The 13,464-nt window shown below is 57.0% G+C and carries 17 protein-coding genes; 5 read left to right on the top strand and 12 right to left on the bottom strand.

Annotated elements, in window-relative coordinates; all coding sequences use genetic code 11:
• The first annotated feature begins 38 nt into the window (after nt 1-38).
• Entirely contained in the window at nt 39-353 is a 315-nt protein-coding gene (locus PCLY_RS11495) for a hypothetical protein (RefSeq protein WP_004374672.1), read from the top strand.
• Nucleotides 354-372: 19 nt separating this feature from the next.
• Here PCLY_RS11495 and PCLY_RS11490 read toward each other — a convergent pair whose 3' ends face one another.
• The 8 genes from PCLY_RS11490 to PCLY_RS11455 form a co-directional block, all read right to left on the bottom strand.
• The gene (locus PCLY_RS11490; RefSeq protein WP_003246756.1) at nt 373-573 is read right to left on the bottom strand and encodes a heavy-metal-associated domain-containing protein; all 201 of its coding nucleotides are present in this window, start codon (nt 571-573) and stop codon (nt 373-375) included.
• 97 nt (nt 574-670) lie between these two features.
• Nucleotides 671-2,098 carry a UvrD-helicase domain-containing protein gene (locus PCLY_RS11485; RefSeq protein ID WP_033725463.1) on the bottom strand — a complete coding sequence of 476 codons (1,428 nt, stop codon included), beginning with the start codon at nt 2,096-2,098 and terminating at the stop codon, nt 671-673.
• Nucleotides 2,088-3,815, bottom strand: a complete 1,728-nt coding sequence (locus tag PCLY_RS11480; protein ID WP_013715609.1) for an ATP-dependent nuclease — start codon at nt 3,813-3,815, stop codon at nt 2,088-2,090. Before PCLY_RS11480 ends, PCLY_RS11485 begins: the two co-directional genes overlap by 11 nt.
• 173 nt (nt 3,816-3,988) lie before the next feature.
• A complete protein-coding gene (locus PCLY_RS11475; RefSeq protein WP_197432172.1) occupies nt 3,989-6,352 on the bottom strand; it encodes a heavy metal translocating P-type ATPase in 2,364 nt (787 codons plus the stop codon).
• Nucleotides 6,353-6,357: 5 nt separating this feature from the next.
• On the bottom strand, nt 6,358-6,606 hold the full coding sequence (locus PCLY_RS11470; RefSeq protein WP_003246761.1) for a DUF2933 domain-containing protein: 249 nt from the start codon (nt 6,604-6,606) through the stop codon (nt 6,358-6,360).
• A 79-nt stretch (nt 6,607-6,685) separates the two neighbouring features.
• On the bottom strand, nt 6,686-7,219 hold the full coding sequence (locus tag PCLY_RS11465) for a cupredoxin domain-containing protein (RefSeq protein WP_003246762.1): 534 nt from the start codon (nt 7,217-7,219) through the stop codon (nt 6,686-6,688).
• Between the two features lie 147 nt (nt 7,220-7,366).
• On the bottom strand, nt 7,367-7,924 hold the full coding sequence (locus PCLY_RS11460; protein WP_003139550.1) for a cupredoxin domain-containing protein: 558 nt from the start codon (nt 7,922-7,924) through the stop codon (nt 7,367-7,369).
• A gap of 166 nt (nt 7,925-8,090) precedes the next feature.
• Nucleotides 8,091-8,450 (bottom strand): co-regulatory protein PtrA N-terminal domain-containing protein, encoded by a 360-nt coding sequence (locus tag PCLY_RS11455; protein ID WP_003246763.1) that lies wholly within the window; start codon nt 8,448-8,450, stop codon nt 8,091-8,093.
• Nucleotides 8,451-8,656: 206 nt separating this feature from the next.
• Here PCLY_RS11455 and PCLY_RS11450 point away from each other — a divergent pair, with 206 nt between their 5' ends.
• Nucleotides 8,657-9,334 carry a heavy metal response regulator transcription factor gene (locus tag PCLY_RS11450; protein WP_004374688.1) on the top strand — a complete coding sequence of 226 codons (678 nt, stop codon included), beginning with the start codon at nt 8,657-8,659 and terminating at the stop codon, nt 9,332-9,334.
• Nucleotides 9,335-9,336: 2 nt separating this feature from the next.
• Nucleotides 9,337-10,713: a heavy metal sensor histidine kinase gene (locus tag PCLY_RS11445; RefSeq protein WP_013715608.1), complete on the top strand. Its 1,377-nt coding sequence runs from the start codon at nt 9,337-9,339 to the stop codon at nt 10,711-10,713.
• 59 nt (nt 10,714-10,772) lie between these two features.
• Here the strand turns inward: PCLY_RS11445 and PCLY_RS24495 are convergent, their stop codons facing one another.
• The gene (locus PCLY_RS24495) at nt 10,773-11,369 is read right to left on the bottom strand and encodes a DUF6088 family protein (RefSeq protein ID WP_080558749.1); all 597 of its coding nucleotides are present in this window, start codon (nt 11,367-11,369) and stop codon (nt 10,773-10,775) included.
• A gap of 58 nt (nt 11,370-11,427) precedes the next feature.
• Nucleotides 11,428-11,865, bottom strand: a complete 438-nt coding sequence (locus PCLY_RS25025) for a hypothetical protein (RefSeq protein WP_197432171.1) — start codon at nt 11,863-11,865, stop codon at nt 11,428-11,430.
• Between the two features lie 82 nt (nt 11,866-11,947).
• Here PCLY_RS25025 and PCLY_RS11435 point away from each other — a divergent pair, with 82 nt between their 5' ends.
• Together PCLY_RS11435 and PCLY_RS11430 are read left to right on the top strand one after the other, a co-directional pair.
• Nucleotides 11,948-12,238 carry a helix-turn-helix domain-containing protein gene (locus tag PCLY_RS11435; protein WP_013715607.1) on the top strand — a complete coding sequence of 97 codons (291 nt, stop codon included), beginning with the start codon at nt 11,948-11,950 and terminating at the stop codon, nt 12,236-12,238.
• A 10-nt stretch (nt 12,239-12,248) separates the two neighbouring features.
• Nucleotides 12,249-12,482: an AbrB/MazE/SpoVT family DNA-binding domain-containing protein gene (locus PCLY_RS11430; protein WP_041769753.1), complete on the top strand. Its 234-nt coding sequence runs from the start codon at nt 12,249-12,251 to the stop codon at nt 12,480-12,482.
• Nucleotides 12,483-12,618: 136 nt separating this feature from the next.
• On the opposite strand, the gene PCLY_RS25175 is transcribed toward PCLY_RS11430, so the two are convergent.
• On the bottom strand, nt 12,619-12,843 hold the full coding sequence (locus tag PCLY_RS25175; RefSeq protein WP_273253145.1) for a BPSL0761 family protein: 225 nt from the start codon (nt 12,841-12,843) through the stop codon (nt 12,619-12,621).
• 139 nt (nt 12,844-12,982) lie between these two features.
• Entirely contained in the window at nt 12,983-13,150 is a 168-nt protein-coding gene (locus tag PCLY_RS25395; RefSeq protein ID WP_394295623.1) for an antitoxin Xre/MbcA/ParS toxin-binding domain-containing protein, read from the bottom strand.
• Nucleotides 13,151-13,464: the final 314 nt, after the last annotated feature.

Below are 13,464 nucleotides of genomic sequence, written 5' to 3'. Positions count from 1 at the left end.
AGGCTAGCGCTCTCTCTTTGGCCACTCCGAGCGCTTCTATGACTCACCGCATCATTCATTTCAAACAGCAAGCCTTGCTTGACCCGGAGACCTATCAGGCAATGCTGGCCGACGGCGTTGGTCACTGGGAGCGGCTTGCAGGAGAAGTCGTCGGCATAGAAGACGAAAAAAGCCACGAGTTCGCTGCATTGAAAAGCCTGTTCAAGCGCAAGCGGTACTCCTATGACACGCTGGAAATGCGCGAGCCAGGCGATCACTCAAACTGGCTTCGCGGCCGAGATGGTTCAGAAGGTATGACCAACGAGGTCACCAGTATCCCAGGGCTAAAAGAGCTCTCAGAACTGGAGATTTAGTGGGATAGCAGGTCAGCGCTCAAGCGCTGACCTGGGCCGAATAGCCAAGCTCCTGGATGAGTTCGCGGATCGATTCGGCACTTTCTGTGCTCTCAACGGTGACCTTGCCGGCCGCTCGATCCACTTCTACTCGTGCATCCTGATCCAGAGCTTGAATGGCCTTCGTGATTTTGCTCACGCAACTGCCACAGCCCATCCCCGCAACACTCAGACTAAACATGTCTTTCACCTCATTTCGTCCGCGGCTCAAGTTACCGCACGGACAGCATCGACCTTGACACGATGGCAAGGTCAAGCCCGTAAGCGCTACAAAAGGATCAGCCGTTTACCACGGGCGTAAGGATGGGGGTTGGTGAACACACCACGACATGCCTTGCGCCCCTCGTCAGTGCGACGTATAGATTCTGGGGGGTCATAAGCTCAGGATGCAGGACAACCGAGACATCCGCCTCCAGCCCCTTGAGAAGTAATGTGCTGCCTACAGAGCGTCTTGCGATCGGTCGGGCAAGGTGTCTATTGCGCTCTCGCGCTTGAATGGCTGCACTCAGAAAGTCGGCAGCACCTCCCACCACCGCTTGCATTGCAGACCGGCAGCAGTACAGAACCTCCGGTCGGTATACACGTGCCCCGTGCTGCTCAGCGAGCGTATCGATCACACGGAGCGCTTGCCCCAATGTTGGCGCTGCTACGAAATCGATCGCCGCAGCCTCGGCCGCGGTCGGAGGCGTTCGGGCCCTTCCTGCACGCAGCGACTCCACGCGCGTTCGCAGGTTTGCTGCACCTACCCCCGTCATTACGCTGGAAGCAAACTCCACAAGTTGTGCCAGAGCATTGGCACCCTGCAAGTCAAAGTTCCTGGCGAAGTTGACGAGATCTCTCAGGTCGACGGCTTCTACGGCCATGGCACCGGGTGTCTGGCTCGTGAGCTGATGGCGACCTTGCACGTTGATGGAGTCCCCGATGATGAGGACGCTACCCTGAGCGTTGGGAGCTTCGGTTCTCGCGGCCACCAGTCGCTGCTGAACTTCGGTTCCGGCGTTTAGCTGCACCCAACGCACTTCTGCTGGAGCCGTGCGCAGATCCACCGGCTGACCAGCTTGAAGTTGTTGCCTTATGGCGAGCAGCCACTGCCCGAGGTTCTCAGCTCCAGCCAGCCGCCAGCGCCACGGTATCCTCAACTCTCCCGCTGCGGGAAACAGGGGTTGCACCTCATTCGCCCAATGCACCAGTCGATTGCCACGGAAGCTGAATATGGCTTGCATCGGGTCACCGAGCACGCAGGTCGGAAGCACCTGGGCCAAACCAGACACGATGGCGTGCTGGACGACGTTGCAGTCTTGGTACTCGTCGACAAGCAACCGTGCATAGGTGGCGCGAAGGGGCTGAGCGAGGTGACCGGCCTGCAACAACTGCATGGCGGCCTCCCGAATTGCCGGGTAGTCAGTATTGGGTTGATGCAGCTGTAGGATCTGCGGGTTATGGCCGCTTCGCGCTGGGAACTTAGCGATCAGGCGCATCGAGAATCCGTCAATGGTGGAGACTCGATATGCGGAGTTAGGAACACCGGCTCGTCTCAGGCGCGCCCGTAAGGCCGCAACGCCGGCGTTCGTATGTGTCAAGACGAGGATGGGTTTGCTCTGCGTATGCGCGATGAGCGTCTCGGCAATCAATTGCGTTTTTCCACAACCTGCGGGGGCCGTTATGGAGCCACGCTCGATAGCGAAAAGATCAATCTCAGGGGGCACTTGTAAACGTCCAGAGCTGATTCGTGACTGCCATGAAGCCCGGTTCGGCGTTCTGTAAAGACGGACCGACGATGTCCCTTGCAACCTCCTGATAGGTTGTCAGCGACTTGAACCAGCCGCTGTTGCGGATACGGGATGCGGTTCCCAGCAGCTCTCGTCTCTCAGGTGAGTACCCATCCACGAGTCGCTTGGCTCGGATATCGTTCAGCGTCACGCGGCCTTGGGACTTCGTCTGAATGTGTGCGTTCATCAGCTCTGCACCCACTATTGTTTCGGCTTTCGCCAGAAGTGCATCGAGTGCTTGCTCACTGAGATGGCGGAAGATCTCGTCCTCCAACGTGAGGCCTGGTCGCCATGTAAGAATTTGCCCGCCGGCGGCCAAGAATGCTTCAGCGAGCCCCGCGGTCGAAGGCTTGTCGGCATCTACAAAAACCATCACGCGGTAACCCAAGTTCAGAAGTGCTGTTCCCCGGATAAGACTGTTATCGGGGCTTCCCCCGCCGGCGTCCACATACGCGCCGCCATGGGCCAGGAATGAGGTAGCGCCAAGACTGACCCACCATTGGTCAAGGCCACGCGCGAAGCCAACCTCGCTGGCCCCCTCGCAAACGATGATGGATTTGGCGAGGAATGCTTCGGGGTCCTTCCGAAGGGTACTTTGTACCTCGTTGGCTTCCCCAGCTGGCATAACACTGTGGCGCTGAGGTGCTGACCGAACAACGAATAACTGGCTGCCGGACAGCTCGCGCAGCGCGACCGGCGAGTGCGTCGTCATGAACACTTGCAACGGAGCGGCAGCGTCCTTTGCACCCAGCGAGTCCAGGAATCGCATGAGCCGATGAGGTTCAAGCCCGTATTCCACCTCATCAACCAGGGCAATTGGCGCGGCGCTGGCCGCAGCCCTTTGAAGCCCTGCCACTAGCAAGCGTGACGAGCCCGTGCCAAGGGAGCGCAGCGGAATACCTGTTTCACTGTGCAGCGCGATCGCCCCCTCGCCAATCGACACAGAATGTGCGTCAAGGAGCGCCTGAGGCATAGCCCCGACCGAAACGCCAAGATGCTGTGCTGTGCGTTGCACGACCTCAAGCGTCTGGGTCAGATGTTCGGCTGCTTGATTGCCAAAGTTCGCTCTTGCTTGCCTAGCGGCGCGCGCCAGTTCAGCACCAAGCTCGGCGCGCTCATCGGTAAGTCGATTGAGCACTGAGCCACGACTCCACGACAAGTTCGAACTCGCAAAGCTGCCGATACGGGCGGGTGCTAGTGCCGCTCGTTCCTTCCAGGGAAGAGTGCGTTCGAGTTGCTGCTGCTCCGCACGCTCAGAAAAAAGTGTCCAGGTAGGTTCCAAATCGGCACCAACTTGCAGGAGCAAGGTGATAACGGTCTCCAGCCCCGCTCGCGGTTCGTCTTCGACTTCTCCCGTTCCTGGATTGAATCCACGCAAGAACTCGCCGTAAACATCGATATCCATCAGCGATACCGGCAAATCGCCAAGCGTCACACTGATGGTGATGGGTGTTTCGACGTTCAGAGCGAAGAAGTCCATGTCGCCGAACGTGCCGCCCCGGCGGGCACCGACGCAAAGGTCAATCGCATCTAGAATGCTGGACTTTCCACTATCGCCAGGACCTATGAGGCAGTTAATTCCTGGGGCCGGCACCCAGTCGAGCGCCTGGATAGATCGGAAGTTGCTGATAATCAGTCTGCGAATGCGGGCCACGGAGAGTCCTCATGGGTTAACGACGACCAGTCTCCTACCCGCAGCGGCAACAGTCCATCGAACGTCACCTCGTCACTATGTGTTGCGACAGATAGGTCGGACCGGAAACTACCGTACGGCATTTTCCGGTCAGATGCGCTTCTGAATAATCACCTGGTCGGTGGTATGGAAGCCTATCCGATGTCCGTTGATTTCAACCTCAGAGCATTGAAGACCACCGACGCCGAGCTGACACTCATCGCCAGCGCAGCAATCAAGGGCGACAGAAGATGCCCCGTCAGCGGGTACAGCAGCCCCGCTGCTAGCGGGATTCCCATCGCGTTGTAGAGGAACGCAAAGGCGAGGTTCTGCCTCATGTTTTTCACGGTTGCCACTGACAGGGTGCGCGCTCGCAGGATGCCCATCAGATCTCCCTTGACCAGCGTCACTTGGGCGCTGTTCATCGCCACATCGGTACCGGTGCCCATGGCGATACCTACGTCAGACCTGGCCAGGGCGGGCGCATCGTTGATGCCGTCACCCGCCATGGCGACACGACGGCCATAGCCCTGCAAATCGGCGACCAGTTTCTCCTTATCCTGCGGTTTGACCTCACCATGCACTTCCTCGATTCCGAGCTGCTTCGCCACGGCTCTTGCTGTGGTGAGGCCATCACCAGTGGCCATGATGACCTTTACGTCTTCGCTTTGAAGCTTGGAGACAGCCTGTTGAGAAGTAGGCTTGATCGGATCGGAAACGGCCAGGAGTCCCGCCAGGCGACCATCAACGGCCAAATAGATGATGCTGATGCCTTCCAGACGCAGTTGCTCGGCGCGATTGCGCAGCGGGGTAATATCGACGCCCGCCTCGTCCATCAGTGCGGTGTTGCCGAGCTGCAGCTGATGGTCATCGACCTGGCCGCGCACACCAATACCCGAGCCAGATTCGAAAGTGTCCGGTTTGACCAGTGCAATGCCCTGACCGCGCGCATGATCGACGATGGCATGAGCCAGCGGGTGCTCACTACCCTGGTCGAGACTAGCAGCCAGGCGCAGCACTTCATTGGAGTCGTAACCGCCTGTCCCTTCCGCACTATGAAATACGGGACGCCCCTCAGTCAGGGTTCCAGTCTTGTCGACGATGAGCATGTCGATCTTGCATAGATTTTCGATGGCGCTGGCATCGCGGAACAACACACCGCTGCTAGCGGCCTTGCCAGTCGCAACCATGACGGACATCGGGGTTGCCAGACCCAGAGCGCAGGGACACGCAATGATTAGCACCGCCACCGCATTGATCAGGCCAAATACCCAGCCTGATTCCGGCCCTAATAGCCCCCAGCCGAAGAAGGTCAGAATCGCGATCAGGATCACCCCGACCACGAAATACCCTGCCACCGCATCAGCCATACGCTGCATGGGGGCCTTGGAACGTTGGGCTCTGGCCACCATCTGAACGATCTGCGACAGCATGGTCTCGGCACCGACCTTCTGCGCCTCCATCACCAGGCTGCCGTGGGTGTTCAGGGTGGCACCGATAAGGGCATCCCCTACCCGCTTGGTCACGGGTAACGGTTCTCCGGTAAGCATCGACTCGTCGACGGCGCTCTCCCCCTCTAGAACCGTACCGTCCACCGGGACTTTCTCTCCCGGCCGGACACGTAGGTGGTCGCCCTGATGGACATGTGTCAGCGGAATATCTTCTTCCTGGCCATCGGGCTTGATGCGACGCGCAGTCTTTGGTGCCAGCCTCAGCAGTGACTTGATGGCTGCCGAAGTCTGCGAGCGGGCCTTGAGTTCGAGCATTTGGCCCAACAGCGTGAGTGAGATAATCACCGCGGCTGCTTCAAAATAGACGCCGATACGTCCGTCCTGGGCAAAAGCCGCCGGAAACCACTGCGGAACCAAGGTAGCGGCCACGCTGTAGAGGTAGGCAGCGGCCGTTCCCAAACCGATCAGGGTCCACATGTTGGGGCTGCGGTGGCGGATGGAGTCAATGCCGCGGGTGAAGAATACCCAGCCACCCCATAGCGTCACGGGCGTCGCCAGAGCCAGCTCGACCCAGTTCTGGGTCGTGCCATGAAACAGTTGCAAGGAATGGCCGGCCATCGCCAATACGGTCACGATGACGGTCAACGGTAGGGTCCACCAGAACCGCAGCGAGAAGTCCTTCAGCTCTGGATTTTCCTCCTCTTCCAGCTCCGGGATGACAGGTTCCAGCGTCATCCCGCAGATCGGGCAGTTTCCGGGAGCCGGTTGACGGATTTCTGGATGCATCGGGCAGGTGTATTCAGCACCTACAGGTGTCGATGTGTGTGCTGGAGTCGCGTGCTGGTGATGCTCCCCATGAGACTGATGGCTCATGTACTGATGAGGATCTGCTTGGAATTTCTCTAGGCACTTCGCACTGCAGAAATGATAGGCCTTCCCTTCAAAGCTCTCGCGATAAGGGCCATCAGGTTTGACCTCCATGCCACACACCGGGTCGCGCTGGCTCTCGGAGTGGGCGTGCGAGTTATGTGAATGATCCTGGTCATGATGGCAGGAGGTCTTTTGCATGCGATCTATGTCCTTTCTTCGTCCTTGGAAACAGCGGTGCTGCTGGAGTGGGAGTGCCCGCCGTGATTGTGGCCAAACAGATGCATCAGCGGGCATAGCAGCAGGATGAGGTACGGCAGGGCCTGCGAAAGATGACCGTAATGCTCACGCGCTACATAGAAGATGCCTATTACGGCCAGCATGATCAGCGCAATGCCAATCTTGCTCTTCCAAAAAGGCGGCTCAGTGGTACTGGTGTGATGGGTATGGTCCACGACAATAGCCTCGTTTCAATGGCGGCCGGATCACTATAGGTGTCTCAGACTGGACGGAGTTGGCGAGTATCAATAAACGTCAGCGTACGGTCACCTTACCGACCATTCCCGACTGATAATGTCCTGGAATATTGCAGGCGAACTCCAGTTCGGTGGCGGCGGAGAAGGTCCAGATCAACTCTTCGCGTGCTCCAGGTTCGACAAGAACACTGTTGGGGTCATCGTGTTCCATACCGACCATCTTCATGCCGCCCATGGCATGGCCCATATTGCTCATGTCATGTGCACCTGTAGGGGACAGCGTGCCGTTCTGAAACATCGCGGCCATCTCTTTCTGGTGCGCGGCATGGGATGCCGCTTTGCCAAGATTGAATTCGTGTAGCAGTGCACCGTCATTTTTCAGGACGAAGCGAACTGTCTCGCCTGCTTTGATCTCCATTGCTTTGGGTTCGAAGAAGATGTCCCCCATCCGGACTTCGATGGTGCGATCTACTGCCTGACCGTCTCCCGGTTGCCCAATACTGTCTTTCTTGTGGCCCGGGCTGGCCAGCGCATTGGCAGCACTGAGCAGCAAGCCAAGGGTGGTGATTATGAAAGCGGGTCTGAGTTTCATGGTGTGCCTCTGAGGTGTTGAGGAGGGATGAGTCCCGATGCTAATGAGGTGCAGCTGGCGGTACGCTGACGTGAAAACTACATCGCAGTAAGGTTCGTCAGATCGGTGCTACCCAGCTCGCGGCCAACGGGTAGCACCGATGCCGGACTAACGCAGAGCAAACTCACCGACCATCCCCGCCTGGTAATGCCCAGGCAATGTACAGGCGAAGCTCAAACTGCCCGCCTTAGGGAAGGTCCACACGAACTCTTTGGTTGTGCCGGGCTCGACGAGAACCGCGTTCGGGTCGTCATGCTTGGCTTTGATGACTTCCGGATAGCCTGGAGGGTTGGAGTCTCCCATGCCATAACGCTCATGCCAGACAATGCGCTCGGCCATGCCGGTCGGGGTCAGTGTGCCGTCCTTGAACAAGGACGCCATCTTGCGCTGGTGCTCCAGCTGGGACGCTGCCTGCCCGATGTTGAACTCGTGCATCAACGCGCCCTCGTTCTTCAGAACGAAGCGCACGGTTTCACCTGGCTTCACATCGATCGTTTTCTGGCTGTAGTTGATGTCGTCCATCTTTACCAAGATGGTACGAGTCGCTGGCGTCGCCTGGGCCTGCTGCCCAATGCCATTGCTACTGCCGCCGACCTCGGCAAATGCCGGAAAGGTGGTGCTGATGAACAGAGTGCTGATCAGCAGTTTAAGGGGTAAGCGTTTCATGGTGAGACCTCGAGATGGGTGCTGGAAATCTCATGCTATTCCCCGCTTGCTGCCAGGCCGCTGACCCCAAAACTACAATTGCGTCAGCTGGGAAAAAGCACGGCGCCATAAAGGCGCCGCTAGGCCAAAGGAGCAATCACGGAAGGCCTGGAAGATGGGAAAATCCTTATCGATGGCACTCTTTGTCGGCCATCATTAGCTTGTGCTCGCGGATCATTTGAGCCAGCACGTCGTCTACCAGCTTGTCATGCTTTTCCATCCAGGCCAGATGCTCTTCGGCAGACATGTTTGGCGCGGGATGTTCGTTGTGCAGCTGGCTCATGATGTCTTCGAGCATGTTCATATGCTCCTTCATGTGCACATGCCGCTCGCCGACCGGGGCCTTCTCCGCCTGGATCAGCACGGCTTCTGCTTTGTCGCGCATCTGCTGGATGCGCTCGAATACACGGTCGCTGCCCCCTTCGGCCCAAGCCATGGAAGACAGCAGTAGCGAACCAACCAGAAGCAAAGGTTTCAGCGATTTCATGGGCAGTCTCCATCAGTGCAAACTATGGCCGGCACCTCTGCTTTTGGTCTGTCGAGGGCCGAGAGCACAACCTAGTACTCATGCTTGCACCCTAGACAAGCCACCCTGTCAGTGAGCTGAAGTCAGAATTACATTTTCGTAAGCTTCTGGTTGGGGCCGCGGTTTGCCTGCAAACTCAGGCCACCCGACTTTTGGAGTCTGCACACATGAAACTACTGGTAGCTGAAGACGAACCCAAAACCGGTACGTACCTCCAGCAAGGTCTCACCGAGGCTGGGTTCAATGTCGACCGGGTTATGACCGGTACAGATGCCCTTCAGCATGCACTTAGCGAAGCCTATGACCTGCTAATTCTGGATGTAATGATGCCTGGGCTGGACGGTTGGGAAGTGCTGCGCATGTTGCGCGCAGCAGGAAAAGACGTCCCCGTACTGTTCTTGACGGCACGCGATGGTGTGGAAGACCGCGTAAAAGGGTTGGAGCTGGGTGCGGACGACTACCTGATCAAGCCATTTGCTTTCTCAGAGCTTCTGGCCAGGGTCAGAACGCTGTTGCGCAGAGGTAATGGTTCGCCGACGCAGACCACCATGAAAATTGCCGATCTGGAAGTCGATCTGATGAAGCGGCGTGCGATCCGTGGCGGGAAAAGAATTGACCTGACCGCGAAGGAGTTTTCACTGCTGGAACTGCTACTGCGCCGGCGCGGCGAGGTGCTCCCGAAGTCGCTGATTGCCTCTCAGGTTTGGGACATGAATTTCGACAGCGACACCAATGTCATTGAGGTTGCGGTACGCCGGCTACGCGCAAAAATCGATGACGATTTCGATCTCAAGCTGATTCATACCGCCCGCGGCATGGGATACATGATGGATGCTCCGGAGTGAATATGAAGCACCTTTCGCTGACCGCACGCATGAGCCTGATGTTCATGTCCGCGGTAATTGCAGTCCTGACGGTAGCAGGGCTGAGTTTCAATATGCTCAGCCAGCACCACTTCAAGATGCTGGATCGGCAGGCCCTGGTGGAGAAACTCGAATCCGCCAAACATATCCTCAACAATGCTCGCGGTGAAGCGAGCCTTTCGGAAGAATTACCGCAGTTGCGAGCTTTGCTGGGAGCCCATCAGGATCTGGCCGCCACTATCCTGGCCAGTGACGGTTCTGTACTGTTTTCCGACCCCAGAGCAGTCGAAGTACCTGAGCGTTTCAGACGTGCAAATGAGCAGAGCATGTGGGAGTGGCAGAACGGCCAACACATGTACCGTGGCATGACGGAGCAAATCTCGGTAGCCGATCAGGCTGAGCCGCTCACTGCGTTGCTGATTCTTGACGTCACCAATCACACACACTTTTTCGACACGCTGCAACGATGGTTTTGGATTGGATTGGTCATCAGCGCCCTGTTCAGTGCCGCACTCGGCTGGGTGGTTGCTCGCAGCGGCCTTAGGCCTCTGCGGCAAGTCACTCATGTGGCCTCCGGGATGTCCGCTCGCTCGTTACAGGAGCGAATCCCTCTCGAACCAGTGCCGCGGGAACTTCAGCAACTGGTTCTCTCCTTCAATGCGATGTTGGCTCGGCTAGAGGATGCCTTCGTTAGGCTCTCCAATTTTTCGGCCGACATTGCCCACGAGCTACGAACTCCAGTCAGCAATCTGATGACCCACACCGAGGTCGTGCTGAGTAAAAAACGCGATATCAATGCCTATGAGGAGAATCTGTACTCCAACCTGGAGGACTTGAAGCGCATGTCTCGGATGATTGATGACATGCTGTTCTTGGCCAAGGCTGATAATGGCCTGATCATCCCCGAGCAGGCCAGGATCGAACTGGCTGACGTAGTCTTCAAGCTGTTTGACTACTACCACCTTCTGGCCGAAGAGCGCGGCATTGAACTTTCGCTCACAGGCAAAGGCCAAGTGCTAGGAGATCGGCTGATGCTTGATCGAGCGCTGTCCAACTTGCTGTCCAATGCGCTGCGTTACACGCCGGCGGGAAAGAGAATTTCGGTTCTGATCCGCCAGACAGCGGACTCAACTACCTTCAGCATCGAGAACCCAGGGAACACAATCAGCTCGGAGCATCTAGAGAAACTCTTCGACCGCTTTTACCGGGTAGACCCTGCTCGACGCGAAGGTAGCCCGAGCAATGCCGGGCTCGGGCTTGCCATCACCCGATCCATAATCGAGGCTCACAAAGGCCGCATTTGGTGTACTTCAGCGGCTGGCCTCACGGGCTTTCACATTGAACTTCCCCATCCCAGCTGATGTCGGTCTGCCGGTAAGTAGACTACAGCAGACAGCTAGCCCAACTTGACAGAGCGAGCTCAGGTGCAATTCGACCGAGCGCAGATGGCTTTCGCCATCCAGGCAGGCAATGAGCGGTGAGCTGACACTAGAGCCCGCCATTCGCTCTCGGGTAGTAGTTTATGAAGCTTTGAAACGGCATCACCTACGCTTGCCTTGCCCAGCCAATCCAATGCTCGAATGGCATCCCCCGCTCCAGTAGCGCCAAGAGCCATCAGCCATCGAGGCGCATGCCGAATCGATACGGTGGTCTTGCCAACCTGAAGCACCCTAGAACGTCCGGTGGTTAGGAAGACATACCGAACAGGAACCTGTGTTGTCAGCCCCCATTTATTGGAGACGCTAGCCCCAGTGGCGACTATCAGCTCACTCTGCACATTTGCCAATGAGCGGATGATCATCTCCGGTGCCAGTTTGCGCGCGCCGAACCGAGTTTCGACTGCAGCAATATAAAAGCCCCGAGCAACACGAAACAGCTTTCCACCTTCGACCAGGCGAGAGAGCCCTCGCTGCACAGCATGGCGAGGTCCCTGATGCACGAATCTGCCAGGTGTCAGAACTTCGCCTTCTGGAAGCTGTTGAATAATGTCTAGGATTTTCTCGGGAAGAGCCTTCATTGGCCGGCCAAATGCAGTGAGTGGCCCCTACCGAGAACCGAGAGAGCCTGCGCCCATCTTATGCGGGACAGATCATCGAACAATAGACCTGGCGCTTGGCTCCGTCCTGTGAGTACTGGCAGTCCCTGTGCGAGTAGATCTGGCCTGATGCCGTTTTGAAGTCGTAGCCCAAGACTCGTTCGTCTGGATCATAGACCCTTACCAGCTCGGTCAGCCTCTCCATTGTCCAATCATTGGACCCATTTATCCTTGCGGGCAGCACAACCTGGACTGCCTCGACTAGCGTCCCCTCGGCGCGCTTTTCTAGCATGTGCTCCAGCTCTTCTTCAGTCGGAATCAGAAGCATCGTCCGCCATGAGGTGGTCTTCCGGCGGCGATTGATCACCACGTAAAACCAAGGGCGATGCTCCTCGAGCTCGACGAATCGCCACATTTGGAAGTCATCTCCAAACAACGGCGGATACGCGATTTCAGCGCGCTTGTACGTGAGAAACATCAGTACACCCCTTTTTAAGCTATATATAGCATAGCCCAAGAGACGCTAAAAAGGCTTCATCGTTCCTTTTGCGAGACAGCAAATGGAACTCAATGAAGCGCTTGGTCTGGTGATCAAGAATCTGAGAAATTTGAAGGATCTCCCCCAGGAAGGGCTGGGCCCCAGCCAGAGCTATATCAGTGCAATCGAGCGCGGCAAGTGGAAGCCATCGATTGAAAAGGTTGAGCAGATTGCCGAGGTTGTCGGCATTCATCCTTTGACGCTGCTGGTTCTGGCGTACCAACGGCAGACGCCTGGACTGAAGCCAGATGAGCTGCTGAAAAAGATCCAGCGAGAAATCATGAGTCTTCAGAGCAGCCTGTCACCTGAGTAGGTATGTGCAGATGAAATCGATGCAGGTGGTAATCGAAGACTGGGATGGTGACGGAGCTATTCGCATTCCCGACGAGGTGCTCCAAGAGCTTGGGGTCGACGTCGGGGACAGCCTTTACCTCATTGAAGAGTATGTCGGTACCGCCCGCTGTCTTGTGCTCAGTAAATCGCCACAGATCCCTGATAGGGTTGATGAGCTGGTGAGCACCTGGGAAGCCTCCGCTCCAAAGCCCTCTTCAAAATAATCTGGTTTCGCAATCCCCCTGCAGCTATTCTGTGTGTGCAGCCCAAGAGCTTCCTCTCCCGGGCGCTGTACCGGTGATGAAACTTGGTTCGAGGCGGCCCCTGAGGCCGCCTTTATCATTTCTGCGGGATGAGAACCTAGTCTGTAATTGAGGAGCTGAAAACTGGCCCCATTGCGCCCAGTGGCAAGGTCTCCGACTGCTCTTCTATTCGCCCCGCCAGGAACACATCGTCCTGCGTAGGGAAGTGCCGCAAAAGGAACTTGGCATCTCGCCGTACCTTTTCAGGCAGGCTGCTATCTCGGGACAGTTCAACGAGAAAATCTCGCGTCTTTATCACAGCGCGAGAGCGCTCATTCGGCATTGTCATTTCCGTCTCCATGAATACCAGGACTCCTCTGGCAGCATACGCTTGGAGTCATGACAGGTGGCCGATGCTGACGCAACTGGGCGGCAAGCCAACGCCTAAGATCTCTTGACCGAGAGCAAAAGCAGCGAGTCAGTCAAACCGGTAGTCCGTACTCAATAGAGAGCAACACCTGGTGTACAGCTCGGCCACCGAACTCGGTGCTCAACAGGGAAACGGGCTGCACGTTTCCTAGCGCAATATTTGGCGACGTGAGCCAGCGAGTCGCTGCGGCTTGATCTGCCTCCAAGACGTTCCGAAGCATGTCGACAAGATTCGCGAGCCGACAGAAGGCCTCGCCCTCCGCAGGCGTCATGAGGGAAGCCGCTGGAGTGATGCCGATCCAGCCTGCCACGAGGCAAGAACCAATACCCAGCTCTTCCGCCAAACGCGTGGTTAGCTCAACCGGGAGTCCTGCCATGGTCGCCTGATGCAGGCTCTTATGGCTTTGGGGCAGCCCAAGTCGCTCGATAAGACTTTTCATCATGGCAACCTCTGGTTGTATGTTGGCACCAGCCCGACATCGGCGCTGGTTAATTAATGGACCGTCCAGCACTTTATGTGGAGGTTCATTCGTGC

Source organism: Ectopseudomonas composti (assembly GCF_001567565.1).
GTDB lineage: Bacteria > Pseudomonadota > Gammaproteobacteria > Pseudomonadales > Pseudomonadaceae > Aquipseudomonas > Aquipseudomonas composti_A.
Note: the sequence above shows the minus strand (reverse complement) of the source record. Positions and strands in the feature narration are given on the sequence as shown.